This is a genomic window from Methylobacterium isbiliense, from assembly GCF_022179325.1.
In the GTDB taxonomy this organism is placed as follows: Bacteria; Pseudomonadota; Alphaproteobacteria; order Rhizobiales; family Beijerinckiaceae; genus Methylobacterium; species Methylobacterium isbiliense.
The window spans coordinates 1-17,770 of the sequence record NZ_BPQQ01000116.1 but is presented as its reverse complement, the minus strand read 5'-3'; the positions used below and the strand labels follow the sequence as shown (position 1 = coordinate 17,770).

General features: G+C 72.3%; 16 protein-coding genes and 1 tRNA gene. 7 read left to right on the top strand and 10 right to left on the bottom strand.

Annotated elements, in window-relative coordinates; genetic code table 11:
* Position 1 precedes the first annotated feature (1 nt).
* From minD to MFF61_RS32050, 6 genes are all read left to right on the top strand, one after another.
* A complete protein-coding gene (minD, locus tag MFF61_RS32075) occupies positions 2-817 on the top strand; it encodes a septum site-determining protein MinD (RefSeq protein ID WP_238241738.1) in 816 nt (271 codons plus the stop codon).
* Positions 814-1,095, top strand: coding sequence for a cell division topological specificity factor MinE (gene minE, locus MFF61_RS32070; RefSeq protein WP_238241737.1), 282 nt, complete (start codon positions 814-816; stop codon positions 1,093-1,095). The genes minD and minE overlap by 4 nt, the downstream gene beginning before the upstream one ends.
* Positions 1,096-1,187: 92 nt before the next feature.
* Entirely contained in the window at positions 1,188-1,997 is an 810-nt protein-coding gene (locus MFF61_RS32065; protein ID WP_238241736.1) for an SDR family NAD(P)-dependent oxidoreductase, read from the top strand.
* 17 nt (positions 1,998-2,014) lie between these two features.
* On the top strand, positions 2,015-2,917 hold the full coding sequence (locus MFF61_RS32060) for an alpha/beta hydrolase (protein WP_238241740.1): 903 nt from the start codon (positions 2,015-2,017) through the stop codon (positions 2,915-2,917).
* 186 nt (positions 2,918-3,103) lie between these two features.
* Positions 3,104-4,741: a DEAD/DEAH box helicase gene (locus MFF61_RS32055; protein ID WP_238241735.1), complete on the top strand. Its 1,638-nt coding sequence runs from the start codon at positions 3,104-3,106 to the stop codon at positions 4,739-4,741.
* Positions 4,742-4,970: 229 nt separating this feature from the next.
* Positions 4,971-5,046, top strand: a tRNA-Phe gene (locus tag MFF61_RS32050).
* A 1,048-nt stretch (positions 5,047-6,094) separates the two neighbouring features.
* Here the strand turns inward: MFF61_RS32050 and MFF61_RS32045 are convergent.
* The 4 genes from MFF61_RS32045 to panE all read right to left on the bottom strand — a co-directional run bounded on the left by MFF61_RS32045 (position 6,095) and on the right by panE (position 10,867).
* A complete protein-coding gene (locus MFF61_RS32045; protein ID WP_238241734.1) occupies positions 6,095-6,412 on the bottom strand; it encodes a hypothetical protein in 318 nt (105 codons plus the stop codon).
* 953 nt (positions 6,413-7,365) lie between these two features.
* Entirely contained in the window at positions 7,366-7,581 is a 216-nt protein-coding gene (locus MFF61_RS32040; protein ID WP_373324822.1) for a helix-turn-helix domain-containing protein, read from the bottom strand.
* Positions 7,582-8,108: 527 nt separating this feature from the next.
* Complete coding sequence (locus MFF61_RS32035; protein WP_238241733.1) at positions 8,109-9,368, bottom strand: glycosyltransferase; 1,260 nt, start codon at positions 9,366-9,368, stop codon at positions 8,109-8,111.
* Between the two features lie 545 nt (positions 9,369-9,913).
* Positions 9,914-10,867: a 2-dehydropantoate 2-reductase gene (gene panE / locus MFF61_RS32030; RefSeq protein WP_238241732.1), complete on the bottom strand. Its 954-nt coding sequence runs from the start codon at positions 10,865-10,867 to the stop codon at positions 9,914-9,916.
* Positions 10,868-10,981: 114 nt separating this feature from the next.
* On the opposite strand from panE, the gene MFF61_RS32025 reads away from it, so the two are divergent.
* Positions 10,982-12,301: a chloride channel protein gene (locus MFF61_RS32025; RefSeq protein WP_238241731.1), complete on the top strand. Its 1,320-nt coding sequence runs from the start codon at positions 10,982-10,984 to the stop codon at positions 12,299-12,301.
* Between the two features lie 27 nt (positions 12,302-12,328).
* Here MFF61_RS32025 and MFF61_RS32020 read toward each other — a convergent pair whose 3' ends face one another.
* The 6 genes from MFF61_RS32020 to MFF61_RS31995 all read right to left on the bottom strand — a co-directional run.
* Entirely contained in the window at positions 12,329-13,135 is an 807-nt protein-coding gene (locus MFF61_RS32020; RefSeq protein WP_238241730.1) for an alpha/beta fold hydrolase, read from the bottom strand.
* Between the two features lie 134 nt (positions 13,136-13,269).
* On the bottom strand, positions 13,270-13,443 hold the full coding sequence (locus tag MFF61_RS32015) for a hypothetical protein (protein WP_238241729.1): 174 nt from the start codon (positions 13,441-13,443) through the stop codon (positions 13,270-13,272).
* Positions 13,440-14,603, bottom strand: a complete 1,164-nt coding sequence (locus MFF61_RS32010; protein ID WP_238241728.1) for a dimethylmenaquinone methyltransferase — start codon at positions 14,601-14,603, stop codon at positions 13,440-13,442. Before MFF61_RS32010 ends, MFF61_RS32015 begins: the two co-directional genes overlap by 4 nt.
* Before the next feature lie 98 nt (positions 14,604-14,701).
* Positions 14,702-15,154, bottom strand: a complete 453-nt coding sequence (locus tag MFF61_RS32005) for a YqaA family protein (protein ID WP_238241727.1) — start codon at positions 15,152-15,154, stop codon at positions 14,702-14,704.
* A gap of 56 nt (positions 15,155-15,210) precedes the next feature.
* Positions 15,211-16,296 carry an NAD-dependent epimerase/dehydratase family protein gene (locus tag MFF61_RS32000; protein ID WP_238241726.1) on the bottom strand — a complete coding sequence of 362 codons (1,086 nt, stop codon included), beginning with the start codon at positions 16,294-16,296 and terminating at the stop codon, positions 15,211-15,213.
* 142 nt (positions 16,297-16,438) lie between these two features.
* A partial coding sequence (locus tag MFF61_RS31995; protein WP_306423428.1) for an ATP-grasp domain-containing protein occupies positions 16,439-17,770 on the bottom strand: 1,332 nt, incomplete at its 5' end.

Sequence of the window (17,770 nt, the reverse complement as noted above, 5' to 3'; positions counted from 1 at the left end):
AATGGCGAAGGTACTGGTAGTCACATCGGGCAAGGGCGGGGTGGGGAAGACGACGACGACGGCGGCCTTGGGGGCGGCGCTGGCGCAGGGCGGCCAGAGCGTGTGCGTGGTCGACTTCGACGTGGGCCTGCGCAACCTCGACCTGGTGATGGGGGCGGAGCGTCGGGTGGTCTACGACCTGATCAACGTGGTGCAGGGCGACGCCAAGCTGGCGCAGGCGCTGATCCGCGACAAGCGGCTGGAGGGTCTCTCGCTGCTGCCGGCCTCGCAGACCCGCGACAAGGACGCGCTCACCGACGAGGGGGTGGCGCGGGTGATCGGGGAGCTGCGCGAGCGCTTCGACTGGGTGATCTGCGACAGCCCGGCGGGGATCGAGCGGGGGGCGACGCTGGCGATGCGGCACGCGGACGTGGCGGTGGTGGTGACCAACCCGGAAGTGTCCTCGGTGCGGGACTCGGACCGGATCATCGGGCTTCTGGATGCCAAGACGGCGCGGGCTGCGGCGGGCGAGAGCCTGGAGAAGCACCTGATCCTGACGCGCTACGACGCGGGTCGGGCGGAGCGCGGGGAGATGCTGAAGCTGGAGGACGTGCTGGAGATCCTGTCGATCCCGCTTCTGGCGGTGGTGCCGGAGAGCGAGGAGGTGCTCAAAGCCTCGAACGTCGGCAGCCCGGTGACGCTCAACAACCCGGCCTCGGCGCCCGCGCGCGCCTATGCGGATGCGGCCCGCCGCCTCAAGGGCGAGACCGTCCCCATGACCATCCCGGCCGAGCGCAAGTCCTTCCTGACCCGGCTTTTCCCGCGGAGGGCGGCATGAACCTGCTGAATTTTCTCTCCCGCCGCGGTTCCGCGCCCGTCGCGCGCGACCGTCTCCAGATCCTGCTCGCCCACGAGCGCGTGGTGTTCGGGCGGACCGACCTCGTGGCGGTGCTGCGCGAGGAGATCCTCGCCGTCATCGCCAAGCACGTGGCCGTCGACGGCGAGAAGGTGAAGATCAGCATGGAGCGCGGCAACGCGGTCTCGATGCTGGAGATCGACGTCGAACTGCCGGCGATCGCCCAGCCGGCGAAGCCCGAGCCCGTCGCCGCGGCCTGAGGCCGCGCGCCCCCGCACGCTTGCGCTCGCCGCCCCGGCGGGCGATTCAATCCCGCAGGATCGGTCTCGCGCTGGGACCGCGGGAGGCGTGCGTGGGACGACCGTTCGTGCTGCGGGACAAGGTGGCGCTCGTCACGGGCGCGGCGAGCGGCATCGGCGCGGCGCTCGCCGCCGCCCTGGCGCGCGCGGGCGCCCGCCTCGCCCTCGTCGACCGCGACGCGGAGGGGCTGGAGCGGATCGCCGCCGCGCTCCCGGGCGCCAGCGCCCACCGGCTCGATCTCACCGATGCGGCCGGCATCGCGGCCCTGCCGGAGGCGGTGCTCGCCCGGCACGGCACCCTGGACGTCCTCGTCAACAATGCCGGCGTCGCGCTCGGCGGGCGCTTCGCGCAGCTCGACCTCGCCGAGTTCGAGTGGGTGATGGACGTGAATTTCCGCGCCGCGGTGCGGACGACCCACGCCTTCCTGCCCGTCCTGGCCGCCCGGCCCGAGGCGCAGATCGTCAACCTGTCGAGCCTCTATGGGCTGATCGCCCCGCCCGGCCAGACCGCCTACGCGGCGAGCAAGTTCGCCCTGCGCGGCTTCTCGGAGGCGCTGCGCCACGAATATGCCGGCACCGGCCTCTCGGTCATGGTGGTGCATCCCGGCGGCGTCGCCACGGCGATCGCCCGCAACGCCCGCACCGGACGCGGCGTCGATCCGGCGGAGGCGGCGCGCGGCCGCGCGGCCTTCGAGCGCCATCTGCGCCTGCCCCCGGAGGCGGCCGCGGCCCAGATCCTGCGCGGCATGGAGCGCCGCGCCCCGCGCCTGATCGTCGGCACCGATGCCCGGCAGGTGGCGTTCATCCAGCGCCTGATGCCGGTGCGCTACTGGGCGCTGATCGGCCGCGCCATCGGCGAATGACGAAAGGTCCTGAGCCCGTGACCTCCCTGCGCGCCTATGTCTTCACCTGGATGATCCGCTGGCAGGTGCGCCCGCGGCTGGCCCGCGCCGCCGATGTCCACGCGGTGCGCCGGGTCTTCGACGCCGCGAAGTTTCCGGATCCGCCGGGCGTCGCCTTCCGGCCCGGCGCGGTCGGCGGCATCGCGGGCGAGTGGGCTGAGCGGGACGGCCTCCGGCCGGACGCGCCCCGGCTCCTCTACCTGCACGGCGGCGGCTTCATCGCCTGCTCGGCCCGCACGCACCGGCCGCTGATCGGCGCGCTCGCCCAGCGGGGCTTTCGCATCTTCGCCCCCGATTACCGCCTCGCCCCCGAGCATCCGTTCCCGGCTGGCCTGGACGATGCCGCGGCGGCCTGGACGGCCTTTGCGGCCGAGGGGCCGGCCGGGCTCGCGGGCGATTCGGCCGGCGGCAACCTCGCCCTGGCGCTGATGCTGCGCCTCAAGCGGGAGGGTCTGCCGCTCCCCGCCGCCGCGGCCCTGTTCTCGCCCGCCACCGACATGCTGGGCACCGGCGCGTCGATGCAGGCGAATGCCCGGCGCGACGCCATGTTCGATCCGGCGAGCCTGCCGGGCCTCGTCGAGGCCTATCTGGCCGGCCACGATGCCGCCGACCCGCTGGTCTCGCCGCTCTACGGCGATCCCGCGGGCCTGCCGCCGCTCCTCTTCCACGTCGGCGCGAACGAACTCCTGCGCGACGATTCGGTGCGCTTCGCCGAGAAGGCCCGCGCGGCGGGCGTGGACGTCGCCCTCACGGTCTGGCCGGTGGTGCCGCACGCGTGGCAGTTCGCCGCCTCGTTCCTGCCCGAGGCCCGCCGCTCGCTCACGGCCGCAGCCAGCTTCCTCGGCCGCCACCTCGCCGCCGCCCGCGAGCCGGTGGCCTGACGGCCCTGCGCCGCGCGGGGCTGGACCGGCCGGCGCCGACGCGCTAACACCCGGCCTTCCGTCACAGACCCGTGGGACTTGCGCGCGATGGTTGGGCCGCCGATGCGGCCGGGCCTCTTTCGGGCTTGCGCCCGGAGCCCCCATCTCCCCCCTCCCCGCGCGTCGTCCTTTGGGAATTTCGTCTCCGTGTCCTTTCCTCCCGTTCCCGCCCCGCTCGCCCAGGCCCTCGAGGCCCGGGGCTACGCCGATCCGACGCCCGTCCAGGCCGCCGTCCTCGAACCGGCGCTCGCGGGCCGTGACCTTCTTGTCTCGGCCCAGACCGGCTCCGGCAAGACCGTCGCGTATGGTCTCGCCATGGCCGAGACCCTGCTCGACGGCGCCGAGAGCCTCGGGCCGGCGGGGGCTCCCCTGGCCCTCGTCATCGCGCCGACCCGCGAACTGGCGCTGCAGGTCCACCGCGAGCTGACGTGGCTCTACGCGCCGGCCGGCGCCCGGGTGGTGTCCTGCGTCGGCGGCATGGATCCGCGGCGCGAGAGCCGCTGGCTCGCCGAGGGGGCCCACATCGTGGTCGGCACGCCGGGGCGCCTGCGCGACCACCTCGAACGGCGCAATCTCGATCCGGGTGCGCTCCGGGCGGTCGTCCTCGACGAGGCCGACGAGATGCTCGACCTCGGCTTCCGCGAGGACCTCGAATTCATCCTCGGCGCCACGCCCGCCGCCCGGCGCACGCTCCTGTTCTCCGCCACCCTGCCCAAGGGCATCGTGGCGCTGGCCGAGAACTACCAGCAGGAGGCGCAGCGCATCGCGGTGGCGGGCGAGACGCGCGGCCACGCGGACATCGAGTACCGCGCCTTCCGCATCCTGCCGCGCGAGACCGAACTCGTCGTCGTCAACACCCTGCGCCAGGTCGAGGCGCGCGCCGCCATCGTGTTCTGCAACACCCGCAACGCGGTGCGCCACCTGCAGGCGGTGCTGACCGAGCGCGGCTTCTCGGCGGTGGCGCTGTCGGGGGAACTCGGCCAGCACGAGCGCAACGCCGCCCTCCAGGCCCTGCGCGACGGCCGCGCCCGGGTCTGCGTCGCCACCGACGTGGCGGCCCGCGGCATCGACCTGCCGGGCCTCGGGCTGGTGATCCACGCGGAGCTGCCGCACGATGCCGAGGTGCTGCAGCACCGCTCGGGCCGCACCGGGCGCGCGGGGGCCAAGGGCATCAGCGTGCTGCTGGTGCCGCCGTCGCGGCGGCGCAAGGCCGAGGAGCTGATGGCGCGGGCCGGCGTGGTTCCGGTCTGGTCCGGTCCGCCGCCCGCCGACGAGATCCGCACCCTCGACCAGGAGCGGCTGCTGGAGGACGCGATCCTCACCGAGGAGCCGAGCGAGGAGGACCGGGCGATGGCCCAGGTGCTGCTCGCGCGCCGCACGCCCGAGGATCTCGCCGCCGCCCTGGCGCGGGCCTACCGGGCGCGGCTGCCCGCTCCCGAGGAGGTCACGGATCCGGGCTTCCAGACCGGCAAGCCCGCACCGGCCCGGCGCGAGGGGCCACGCCCGCCGATGGGGCCGAGCGTCTGGTTCCGCCTCAATGTCGGCCGGCGCGACAATGCCGACCCGCGCCGCCTGCTGCCCATGCTCTGCCGGCGCGGCGGCGTCACCCGCGACGAGGTCGGCGCCATCCGGATCTTCGAGCGCGAGACGAAGTTCGAGATCCGCGGCGGCGCGGCCGAGCGCTTCGCCCACAGCTTCGGCCGCACCGGCCCGGCCGACCTGCAGGTCGAGGCCCTGCCCGGCGTGCCGGACCTGCCGCGCAAGCCCTTCCGCAAGCGCGGCTGAGACGGCGCGTCACGGTGGCCGGCTGCGCCGTCCGGCCAGCCGGCGCGCGCCGCCCGGCGAGGGCGCCGGGATGCGTGGGAGGGAGCGCATCGCTCACCGGCCGGTCGTCCGCGACCGCCATCAGCCCCCACCCGCGTAGCCGGCGCACGAGATCGTGCACAAGACGGCTGGACAGACGTCCGCAGGCTGACTATAGACCCGCCAACGCCGCTGCATCGCAGCCCGGCGCGCCCAGGTAGCTCAGTTGGTAGAGCATGCGACTGAAAATCGCAGTGTCGGTGGTTCGATTCCGCCCCTGGGCACCATCCCCCCTAAATGATGGTCCGGCTTGTCGTTGATCTGACAGCCATTTCTGCTGATTTCCCGTCCAACCGATTGGCGCACCGCTGCGAGTTGGACTTTCTCCGCAAACCGTCTTCTCGTCCGGCCTTTCCAGTCAGATGCAGGATGGTGCGCCAGCTTCTTCTGGTCCGCGGCTCGGGTGTAGTACCCCGCTCGCCTCTCGGCGCAGTTTCCGGATCGCCAACGTCAAACGCTCGCATCCAGGCTCATCAACTGGGGCCGAATTCAGCTATCGATTCACGATGCTTTAGGCTTTACGTGAGCATAGCATCGAAATTGTTGCCACTCCGATAGTCGATAGTCGGCGAAAACTTGCGCAAGCGTTCGCTTCTATCGGTGCGGGCGCCTGTCCCGTCCTGTCGACGTGATCTCGTGCGCCCCGCGGCGGGGTTGCGGCTGCCCCGGCGCCCTGCGGGCACTCTCCCCTCGACCCTCACCCGGCCAAGGCAAGTCGCGCTCGATCGCGCAGCGGAGGCCATGCCCGAAGTGGTCGGGCGGGGTGCGCCGCGCCCGCAGGCCGCTTGGTTGGCCTTCAGTGCAATGGTGCGGCCCGGCGTTCGGTGATCAGAGTGGCGGGCCGGGCTGAGAGTGGTCCAGACTGTAACCCGGCCCGCCTGTCGCCGCCGGCTCAAGTGGCGTAGCCTGCGGCAACGCCGTTGGTTGTAGGATAACCGACACATCACTTCACCTGACGGGATTGCGTCCTGACAGGTTTTTGCGTCAGGCGGCCCTGCCGACCAGCCTTCATTGGCTCACACTGCCCTCACCTGCAGGTTCGCCATCGGGACCTCATGGGGCAGGTTGACGAGCCTGGACCGGGGCGATGGGCAACTCCGGCGTGACGGCCCGCCGCTGCGCCAACCGGCCGACCTGCGGGTCGGCCACGAGCCGGACCCACCGCCCGAGCACGACTTCTCGAATCCGGGATCAACTACGGCCGGCTGACGGGCGGCTGGGTCCCGCGCGCGCGAGGGCCGAGACGGCAAGCGCGGAAGATGTGCGATTCCGCGGCTAGCCCTTATTGTCGAAACATTGGTGCATCATTCGCAGGACAATGTCATTGATATCCAGGCTCTTCTTGGCAATTGGAGATACTTTGCCATGGCTAAATCTAAAATTATTCACATAATCCGCCAAAACTTCTTTTGCCGTAAGCTTGTCTGATTCCTCCATGATCCTCTTGATGAAATCACCCTGCTTCTCCTGCCGCACGGCAATCAATTTCATCATGTCGTCGCTCGCAGCAGACAGTTTTACAACATCTTCTTCCTTGATTTCACAAGCGAAGGTGTGTGTCGATATGATCCCGGCGATTGCTACAAGTATCATGGAAGAAAATCGAGAAATCATGATTCTGTCCCACGGATGAGGTGAAACGTCCCGCGCGCTCGTGCAAGAACGTCAATCTGGTGATGTCCGTTCCGAGCCGGATGGATGACGCAGCACCGAGTGGAAACCCGCTCGGCTTCCGGCAACGGGCCACCACCGTCCTATATCATCTACGGCAATCGCAGGCGCACGGCCGCACGGCCCGCCTCGACCCGTGGACGGAGCAAAGCACCCCCTCCGTTCGCCCGATGCTCCCTCTCGGCCATCGCAGGCCATGTCCGGCGCCGACCGAAGCTCCTCCACCCCACTCTCGGCCCGGAGCTCCGGCCCCAGGCCAAACGGCGCGCCGCAGCCGATGGGAAGCAGGTCCCCGTCGCCTTCAAGGCAGCCCCTATTCTGCGACAGGACGGCCGGCTCATGCAGCTGGTGAGGAGTGCGGACGCTTGGCACCTGGCCAGGGCCGAGCGTGGCGATCCATCCATCAGACGGAAGCCGTGATGCGCGCGTCGGCTTGGCGCGGCTGAGAACGGCCTGCGCCGCCGGTCCATCCGGGTCTCGGCCCGAGATGCAGACCGGCAGGGCGGTGCTCCCGGCCATGCAGATGGCGCCGGCAACGCCCGCTTCGGGCGCGGCAGCGTGGTGCCGGCGCGAGGGCCGCGTCGGGCGGCACACAGGGTCGACGACGTTCGCGATGCGGACGCCGCGCCACATGACGCGCCTTACCGGCGGTGTCGGCGATCAGGCCAGGCCTGACCGGCCGAGGACCCGAATCCCGGGGGCCCTGAGGGCGAGGTGGCGCAACGCCCTCGATGGCAGGCCGATGGTCCGTCCGGCCGAGCCGCCGCCCGACGGATCACGCCGTCATTGCGCCGATTCTGGGCACCATTCGGATCGCAACGATGGGAATGGCGCCGCCGGGCCTGATGGGTCCGGCGCTGCTCCCGGGACGATCGTCAACTCAGCGTCGCTCTCGTCTGCTCGGCATCGATGATGTCCTTGTACACGGGCAGATAGATGCCGAACTTCTTGTATTCGGCGAGTTTGTTCCGGACCGTCCTGACCGAGATCCCGAGCTGTTTGGCGGCGTGCGTGCGATTGCCGCCGCACCGGATGAGGGTTTCGATCACGAGCCTGCGCTCGGCATCGGCAATCGTCGTCGTTCGTGCCATGCTGCTCTCCTCACGAGATCGACGCCTCCCGAGCATTATTGTTTGTTCTGGTGCGATGAAACTGCTCCGGTCCCGGTTAACGCGTGGTTAAAATCGCCGGCTGTTGCCGCGCTGCATCCATGTTGCGGCTCGATCACAGTGCCGACTACTCCGGGCGAAGCTGAGATTGCATCCGGATCGGTCGTTCGACGTACATTGATGTTTGTTTGATTGTAGCAATTGTTGGTGGGCGACGGCGCGGCCCGCAGGGCTGGCGCTTGCCTCGGCGCGGCGGACACCGCCCCAGCCGTGCTGCGGCCCGGATCGGCCTGCTGCGAAGATCTTGCGGACGGTGGCGAGCCGAGCCGATCGGAGGTGTTCAGACTGCGCCAGCCCGGCTCGCCTGTCTTGCCGGCTCGCGGGGGCGTGGCCGGCATGACCCGGGAAGACATAGCGCGCCTTCGTCAATCTCCCGTAATGGCAGGACGCGGCCGGAACGTCGTTCGGAGCCGGAGGTGCATTCGCTTCGTCCGGTCCGGAACCCCGTCTCAGGCGAACATGCCGTCGACGGCGTGGCAGGCGGCGTCGATCCCGTTCTGCGCGGCCATGCGGGTGCGCAGCGCCGCGCAGGCGGCGGTCACGGCCTCGTTGGCCAGCATCCGGTCGAGGAGGTGCGCCGCGCGCGCCGCCGTGAAGCGGCGCCGGCTGAGCGTCGCCCCGACCCCGAGATGCAGAACGCGGCGCGCTTCGTCGGCATGGTCGAAGGCGACCGGCACGATCAGCTGCGGGCACCCGGCGGCCAGCGCCTGCGCCACCGTGCCGATGCCGCCGTGATGGACCAGTGCCGCGCAGGCGGGCAGCAGGCGACTCAGGGGCGCGTAGGCGGCATGGTGGATCTCCGGCGGCAGATCCGCGGGAATCGGCTCGCGGCGCGGGGACAGGAGCACACCGCGCCGCCCAAGCCGCCGGCACACGGCCACGGCGGTCGCGAAGAAGCCCTCCGCCCGCGCCATCGCCGACCCGTAGGTGAAGACCAGCGGCGAGGCACCGGCCGCCAGGAACGCCTCGAGATCCGCCGGAAGGCGATCAATGTCCCCGTGCAGGTCGGCCAGCGGGAAACCCGTCTGTTCGATCTGGGCCGGCCAGTCGGGCTGCGGCGGGGCGTACCAGTCCGGCACCGCGAGCAGCACCCGCTCGGGGCTGTGCCACCAGTGGCGCAGCCGCTTGACCGGCGGCAGGCCGAGGCCGGCCCGGAAGGCGTTGAGCGGCGGCAGCGCCGCGGGTCCGATCACCACCGGGTCGGCGCCGCGGCCCAACCAGTGCCGCCATCGCGCCGGCAGCGTCTCGGGCAGCGGCAGCCCCGGCAGCCGCGGCGGCGCGTGCCGGCTCTCCAGCAGCATCGGCATCAGGTGCAGCGTGGCGAGCGAGAGGCCGAGCCGGTCCTGCGCCACCCGGGCGCCGAGCGCGAGCGAAGAGGCGACCGCCACGTCCCGGCCCGGCCGTCCGTTCGCCTCCAGCCAGCGATAGACCGGCTCGGCCGCCGCCGCCGCCGCGGTGAACAGGGCGCGGGCACCCCGGATCGGCCGCCACAGCGAGGGGCTGTCGACGAGGCGTGCGAAATCGGCCCGCGTGCCGATCGCATCGCAGGGCAGCCCGGCGCGGGCCGCGAGCGACGCGAAGGTCGCCGGCGCAGCGAGGCGCACGTCGCGGCCGCGCGCCTTCAGGGCGGCGCCGAGCGCGATGACCGGCAGGACGTCGCCGTGCGTGCCCAGCGCCACGAGGCAGACCCGCCCGTCCTCCGCCCTCACGAGGACGACGCCTTGCCGTGCGCGGGATCAGGTGGCGGCGCGGCGGACGCTGCAGCGCCGGGGCCATGCCTCGTCCCTCGCCGATCGTCTGTCGCGGAATGCTGCATGACCACCGCTCGTGAAGCAACGGCGGCGCCTCGGACAGCTTCTGTCCCTGTTCGCGCGCGGTCGCCAACACGTCGAGTGTTTCATGGTGGCCGCCCGCGGCGCATTGCTGATTGTTTATCGATGAATATGACGGGTTTTCGTAGTCTCGATGCGCGTATAGCCTCCGAGATCGCTGTTCGCAGCTGATTGCCCACGATCGATTCGTGAATGTGCGTCCGACGGTGGCTCTGGCAGCCGCTCTCACCTCGTCCCTGCCGCGAAGGTTCGCCGGCGCAGGGCCGTGGGCTTGCCGGCCCCGGCGCGGAGGGGTGCACCCCGGACGTGGTACGTCGCGACCGCACCGGTCGCGCGACCGCGCGGCGGCGGCATGACGGTGCGGGCCGCCGTGCCGGCCCGTCAAGAACGGGGTGGAGCGCCGCCGTGCCGCAACCGCCTCGCTACGCCGCCGCGCCGGCCGCCCTCTCGCGGGCGCGCCGCCGCTCGTAGGTCTTGAGGCCGGTATAGACCGCGTCGAGGTGCGGGAAGGCCGCCCCGGGTTCGGCCTTGTCCCCGCGGCGGCGGAGATCGCCGATGATGTGGTCGGCCTCGATCGCCGCCCCCCGGGCGATGTCGCGCAGCATCGAGGCCGTCATCGGCGAATCCGCGGCGGTGAGCGTGCCCTGGGTCGCGGCGAGGAACTTGTCGCGCGGCGTGTGGCCGGCGCCCGCGGCGATGCGGCGGCACTCGTCGAGGAGGCCGAGCATGAAGTCGCGCCCGCCCGGCGCTCCGACGATGTCGCCCACCGTGCCGCGCATCAGGCAGGTGCCTCCCGCGAGAGTCGCGAGAAACACCCATTTTTCCCACATCTCCAGCAGGATCCGCTCGCTCGGCCGGGCCGTGAAGGCCGCGCCCTGCATCAGGGCCGCGATGCGCGCCATGCGCTCCGTGGCAGCGCCGTCGCGCTCGCCGAAGGTGAGGCTGTGCAGCTCCGTCATCTGCACGATCTCCCCCGCCGGCCCGAGCGTTCCGGCGATGGCGCAGGAGCCGCCTAGCACCCGCTCCGGCCCGAAGCGGGCGTCGAGAGCGTCGAGATGCGCCATGCCGTTGAGGATCGGCAGCACCGCGGTGTCCGGCCCGACCGCGGGCGCGACGGCCTCGATCGCCCCGTCGAGATCGTAGGCCTTGCAGCTGAGCAGCACGAGATCGAAAGACCCGGCGAGCCGGTCCGCCGTGACGGTGGCGGGCGCCGCGATGCGGAAGTCGCCGTGGGGGCTGCGCACCTCCAGGCCGTGCGCCGCGAGATGCGCCGCGCGGGGGCCACGCACCAGGAAGGTGACGTCGCGGCCGGCCTGCGCGAGCCGCGCCCCGAAGTACCCGCCGGTCGCCCCCGCGCCCACGACAAGAACCCGCATCGCGTCCTCCCTGCCCCTCTCCATGCCGCCGGAGCTTCGCATTCCCGGCCCGCTCGTCCAAGCTGCCCGAATGGCCCGGGACCTGCCTCACGCCGGGCCGGAGGGTGATTCGGCATGCGGGTGGATCGGTCGTGGCGGCGCGTCGCCGGGCCCTGGCGCGAGACGGTCCTCGCACCGGGCCGGCGCAGGGCGCTGTTCATCCTCGGGGGCCTCGCGGTGGGCGGGGCCGCGGTGCTGATGGCCAAGCTCGCCGACGCCGCGCAGGCGGCCTTCCGCGACATCCTCGCGGTCTCGCCGCTGATCGCGCTCGGGCTCACGCCGCTGGGCTTCGGGCTCGCGGCGCTGCTCGCCCGCACGGTCTTCCCGAACTCGGAAGGCAGCGGCATCCCGCAGGTGATCGCCGCCCGCGACCTCGCCGACCCGGCGGCGCGCCACGCCCTCGTCTCGCTGCGGGTCGCGCTCGGCAAGGTGATCGCGATGACGCTCGGGCTCCTGTGCGGCGCCTCGACCGGCCGCGAGGGGCCGACCGTGCAGGTGGGCGCCGCGCTCATGGCCGCGGCGGGGCGCGCCACGCCCGAGCATCAGCGCGGCCTCCTGCTGGCCGGCGGCGCGGCCGGGGTCGCGGCGGCGTTCAACACGCCGCTCGCCGGCATCGTCTTCGGCATCGAGGAGCTGAGCCGCTCCTACGAGGCGAAGACGAGCGGGCTGGTGATCGGCACCGTGATCGCGGCGGGCCTCACCTCGCTCGCGCTGCTCGGCAACTACGCGTATTTCGGCACCACCCCCGCCACCCTGCCGCTCGGGGCCGCGTGGCTCGCGGTGCCGGTCTGCGGCGTGCTCGGCGGCCTCTCGGGCGGGCTGTTCAGCCGCATCGTGATCGCGTTCGGGCGCGGCCTGCCGGGCCGGGCCGGCGCGCTGATCCGCCGCCGGCCGGTCGCCTTCGCGATGCTGTGCGGGCTCGGCGTGGCCCTGTGCGGGCTCGCCAGCGGGGGGCACGTCTACGGCACCGGCTACGACGAGGCCCGCGCCCTCCTGCACGGCGAAGGCGACACGCACGCCCTGTTCGGCCCGCTGAAGTTCGTGGCCACCACCCTGTCGTCGATCAGCGGCATTCCTGGCGGCCTGTTCGCTCCCTCGCTGGCGGTCGGCGCCGGTCTCGGATCCCAGCTGAGCCCGCTCCTGCCCGCGGCCCCCATCGGCGCCCTGGTCCTCATCGGCATGGCCGCCTACCTCGCCGGCGTGCTGCAGGCGCCGATCACCTCCTTCGTCATCGTCTCGGAGATGACCGAGGCCCACGCGCTGGTGATCCCCCTGATGCTCGCCGCGCTCGTGGCGGACGCGACCTCGAAGCTGATCTGTCCCGAAGGACTCTACCACGCGCTCGCCGAGGGCATCGTCGCCCGTCTCGGCCCGCCGGACCGCCGCGAGACATGACGGCGTCCCGGCCGGCCGCGAGGGCCGCTAACCCACGCTTGTGAGCACCTCGATGACGGTCTCGGGCATCGGCACCTCGACGTCGTGCGGCACGGCCAGTTCGCGGTACTGCCAGCCGGGCTTGGACCGGGCGCGCTGCCGGCTCGGCTCGATCGAGGCCAGGGCCGGGCTGGTATAGGCGACGTAGGTCACCGGCAGGCCGGCCCCGGCCGGCTTCGTCAGGCGCATCGGGCTCTCGTAGGTGCCGATCGGGTGCGGCCGCAGGCGCTGCATGAACCAGTCCTTCGCCGGTCCCGCCGGGATCGGGAAGGCGTCCGGGCCGGGGACCGGCAGCGCCACGCCCGCGCCCTGGTCGAGCGCCGCCTTGCGCCGGGCCGCCTCCATGCCGGGGGGCAGGAGCGCGAAGGCGGTGTCGCCGTTCTCGGGGATCAGCGCATCCAGATAGACGATGTGGCGGATGCGGTCGGTCAGGCGGTCCGCGACCCCGGTGACCGCCATGCCGCCGTAGGAGTGCCCGACGAGGATCACGTCGCGCAGCTCTTCCATCTCGATGACGCTCGCCACGTCCCGGATGTGCGTCTCGACCGTGATCTGGCGCGAGAGGAGGTGGCTGCGCTCCCCAAGCCCGGTCTGCGTCGGCGCCCAGACCGTGTGGCCCTGCCGGCGCAGGCCCGCGGCGACGTCGCGCCAGATCCAGCCTCCGCCATACGCCCCGTGCACGAGAAGGTAGGTCCGGGACGGCGCCTGGCCCGTCTGCGCGGCGGCGCCCGACAGGGAGGCGGCCGCCCCGAGGGCGGAGAATCCGGCCAGGATGGTCCTGCGATCGGTCGTCACGATGGGCTTCCTCCCGGGCTTATTCTGTCGTGCGTGATGTAGCACTGGTCGGGGCGACGTCGATCGCCAGCAGTATCAGTATCGCCGATATCCGGAGGTGCCCGTCGGTCGAGACCGGCGGCCCGCGGCGGCCGTCACGGGCCGCCGGCCAAGGTGCCCTGGATGGTGGCGCCCTGGACGGTCTTGACGAGCGCGTCGATGTCGGTCCGGCCGTGGATCGCGACGAAGCCGTGGTCCTGCGGCGCGACGGTCAGGCCGGTGTCGCCGGCCTCGGCCTGCCGGGTGCGTTCGGCGATCGGTCGTCTCACCCCTTCCAATGCCGCAGGGCCGCGAAGGGGTTGTTCTCGATCGCCGTCGCGGGCGGATTGAGCGTCGGTTCGATCTGGGCGACGGCGTCCGCCAGCGAGAAGGCCGAGCCGTTCGGCAGCTTGCCGCCGGCCGCGTCCTGGTGCCCGCCGCCGCGGAACAGCCGCGCGCCTGCGAGCGCCGTGCCGTTGTTCGAGCGGAACGACAGGGTGCCGGTGCGCTGCACGTTGACCACCCGGGACGCCCGGCCGCTCGCCATGATCAGGTCCGACACCCGCTGGAACGTGCCGGGATCGAGGCCGAAGGAGAGCAGCGTGCCGTCCGCGAGGGCCTGGAACAGCGCGTCGGAGCGGGCGAGGAGGCGGGCGACGCGCATGCGCGTCGTCAGGCTCGGATCGTCGTCGGGCTGGTCGCGCATCAGATCGTCGACGATGCGGACGCGGATCTCCGGGACGAGGCGTTCGAGCGCGGCGGGCGACGCGCCCGCGCGGATCGCCGCGCTCGCCTCGAGGAGCAGGCGCGAGACGACGCGGTCATGGGCCGGGTGCCCGGCCGGCACCAGCGTCGCCACGTTGTCCCAGAAGGCCTCGTCGAGCGCGAGGCCGCTCGCGAAGAGCGGATCGTCCTTGCGCCACAGGTCGAGCGCGTCCACCGCGGCGACGAGCAGCGTCAGGTCGGCGGCACGCGCGGGCTCGGCCTCCCCGTTCGCGAACAGCGCCCGGTGCTCGTGGGCCATCCTGGTCGCGCTCGACGTCTCGTCGATCAGCACGGTGATGGCCGGGTCGTTCAGATCGAACCGCAGCAGGGTCGGGCGATCCGGCTCGGCCCGAGGCTCCAGCCCCTGGCGCCGCAACTGGTCGACCGACGAGGCGTGATGGTCGAGCACGACCAGACGATGGCTGTCTCCCGGGGCACGGCGCCGGTTCATGGCCGCGAACCGGCGCAGGAAGGCGATCGTCGGCTCCTCCAGCCCGAGATCGGTGAGGAGCAGGGTCTCGCCCGCGGCCGTGCGGCCGAGCCGCTTCAGCTCCCCGTCGACGACCGGCCCGACATCGCCGTAGCGCGGCACGTGCACGACGCGGTCTGGCTCGGCGAAGGACGCGACGATCGTCGAGGCGCCGTAGCCGTCGAGATCGTGATGGGTGATCTGGGTCAGGGGCACGGGTCGGTCTCAGCCAGCATCGGATCCGGCGACCATAGACGCTGCGCGCCGCGTTCGACGAGGGGCCTCGGAGGGTCCGGTGCGGGACGTGCGGACGGTCAGGCGGCCGTGAGCCAGGTCGTGCCGAGCACGACCGCCCCGTGACCGAACGACTTGCCCGCGAGGACCAGGATCAGAAAGAGGCGGATGTCGGTCCTCAGCAGCCCGGCCACCACCGTGATGGCGTCTCCGAAGGTCGGCAGCCAGCACAGGGCCAGTGCCCAGACCCCGTAGTGCCGGAACCACGCCGCGGCCCTGTCCAGGGCCGCCGGAGGCAGGCCGAACCAGCGGCGGACGGCCAAGCCGGCGGCGCGGTGGCCGACGAGATAGTTGACCGTGGCCCCGGCGACATTCGCCACCACGGCCGTCGCCAGCAGCGTCAGCGCGCCTCCCGCGTTCACCGCCAGGAGCCCGGCGAGCGCCATCTCGGAGGAGCCGGGCAGGAACGGCAGGAACGTGCCGGCGATAAACGAGGTGGCGAACAGCCCGACGACGGCCGGCAGAACATCCATGAACCGCTCTCATGCGCGTGGGCGGGCACAGCGCGCGCGGTGGGAGATGGTGTCAATCACCTTTGATCCGCCGCGGCGCCGGACAAGCCGGCCTCGCCCGACGCGGCTGTGCCGCGGCGGCCGGGCGACGCAGCCGGCCGCGGCGGGGTCGGATGCCGAAGCGCGTCCTGCTCGGCCGTGCCGGCAAGCCACGCCACGGCGAGCGCCAGGGCTTCGTCGATCGGCCGCGGCCGATAGCCGAGCTCTCGGCGCGACCGGCCATCGTCGACCGGCGCCGATCGGAGCGCGAGCCGCACGCCCTCGCGCGTCGCCACCGGGGGCCGGCCCGTCAGATGGTCGGCGAGCCATTCGGAGATCGTCGCGGCCGCCAGTGCGATGCCGCCCGGCAGCGCCACCCGCGGCATCGGCCGGCCCGTCACCTGCGTCAGCCGGACGAGGAGCTGGCGCAACCGCAGGGTCTCGCCGCCGAGGAGGTAGCGCTGACCGGCGTGGCCCCGCTCGCCTGCAAGGCGGATGCCCTCAGCCGCATCCCGGACGTCGACGAGGTTGAGGGTGCAGTCGAGGAAGGCGGGCGCGGTCCCGCCGAGGAACAGGGACAGCATCGCCGAGGGTGGCGTCATGTTCCAGTCGCCCGGACCGATCGGCACCGCCGGGCTGGCGATGACCACGTCCTGCCCGGCCTGCGCCGCGGCGAGGGCCGCGCGTTCGGCGAGGGCCTTCGATCGCGTGTAGGGGCCGGGCATCCGCTCGGGGCGCGGACGAGCGTCCCCGTGCATCGGCGATCCGCCCTGCCTCGCCGTGAGCAGCGTCTCAGTCGAGCAATGGACCACGCGGGCGCCGCGCGGTGCATGGGCCAGGACCCGCTCCGTTCCCAGGGTATTGACCCGTGCGAAGGCCCGTCTGTCCGGACACCACAGATGCGCGATGCCGGCGAGATGGTAGATGCGTGCGACTCCGTCCATGGCGGAGGTGAGCGCGACGTCGTCCAGAATCGAGCCGCGGCGAAGATCGATGCAGGCCGGCAAGTCGTACGGATCGCCGCAATCGAGCACGCGGACGCAGCGCCCGGATCGGAGCAGTTCGTCGACGAGGTGGCGGCCGATGAACCCGCAGCCGCCGGTGACCAGATCGATCGGCGTCATCTGTGACCTCGGCGCAAGGACGCCAGTCTAGCGGTCCTGGCCGGCAACCGTCGTTGATCGTCATCAAGGCCGACGATGATCTCGGTCCGACAAACCCGTCACCTGACGCATCCTGCAAATCCCGGCCTTCGTCGCCGCAGGATCAGGACATCGACCGGATCCGGCGCATCGCCTCCGGCGTCAGGAGATGCGCGCCCCAGCCGCGCTGCACCAGGGCCGGGGCGGATTCGGGCCGGGCCAGGAGCGCGAGGGCCAAGCCCAGGACCGGCAGCGCACTCGGCGGATCGAGGCGGATCGGGGTCAGCTCCTCCCGCGCCCCGGCGAACGGCTCCGCGCCGCGCACGAGCCGGGCGAGCGTTCCGAGCACGGCGCGCCGGCTGCCCGAGCCCAGCGCGGCCCCGAGGATCGCCTGCAGGGAGAGGCGGGTGCGGATGGCGGGCTCGCCCGTGCGGCAGGTCGGGATCGGCTGCCCGACCGAGACCTTCACCAGCAGATCCGCGAGGTTGAGGCCTGCCAGCGTCGCGGCCATGGGCTCGACGAGGCGCGGATTGCCGTCGATGTAGAGCGGATGCTCTCCGCTCCCGTCGATGAAGTAGTCGACCGAGAGCGCGCCGTGCCAGGACAGGTGCGCGCCGATCCGGGCGAGGTCCTGCGCCACCCGGGGCCGCCGCACGCTCTCCTTGAGGGCCGCGCCGCCGCCTCCCCCCTCGATCAGCCGGCGCGTGGCGTGGAATCCGACGAGCCGCCCCTGCTGGAACACCGCCTGGGCCTGCTCCAAGGGTGCGCTCACCCATTCCTGCACCAGGACGGGACCGTCATCGGCCGCGAGCCGGCCGATCGCCGCCGCCGCCCGCTCCCGGTCCGCCGCGCTCCGGATCAGCCAGGTGCCGCGGCTCGCCGTCCCGAGCGCCATCTTCACGACGAACGGATAGGTGTCCTGCCGCAGGAGGTGGCCTGGATCATCGAGGAGGCGCGTGCGCGGCTGCGACAGGCCGAGTTCGGTCAGGAGGCCGCGAAACCCGAGCTTTGTCTGGACGCGGGCGTAGGCCTCGAACGAGGGCAGTGCCAGCGCCGCATGGGGCCGCAACTCGTCGGCGACGCGCGCGACGAGGTAGCCCTGCTCGTGGATCGGCAGCAGGACGTCGGTCGTGCCCGTTGCCAGCAGCCCGCGCAGGACAACGCGAAACCCCTCGGGATCCGTGCCGAGGGGCGGGCAGCGGTGGCGGCGCGCGACCAGCCGGGAGAAGCGGGCGAGGCAGAAGGGCTCGGGATCGCAGAACGCGACCTCGTGCCCGGCGAGCGCGAGCGCGGTGATGGCTTGTCGCGCAGACGTGCTGCTGCCTTCCGTCAGCAGAATCCGCATGCGTCCCTCGTCCTGCGGGTCGACGGCGCGATCGGTGTCGCCATGCTCCAACGCGGCTCCGGTGCCGAAGGCGACCTCGCGCCGATGACGTCGGCGCGAGGTCGCCTTCGG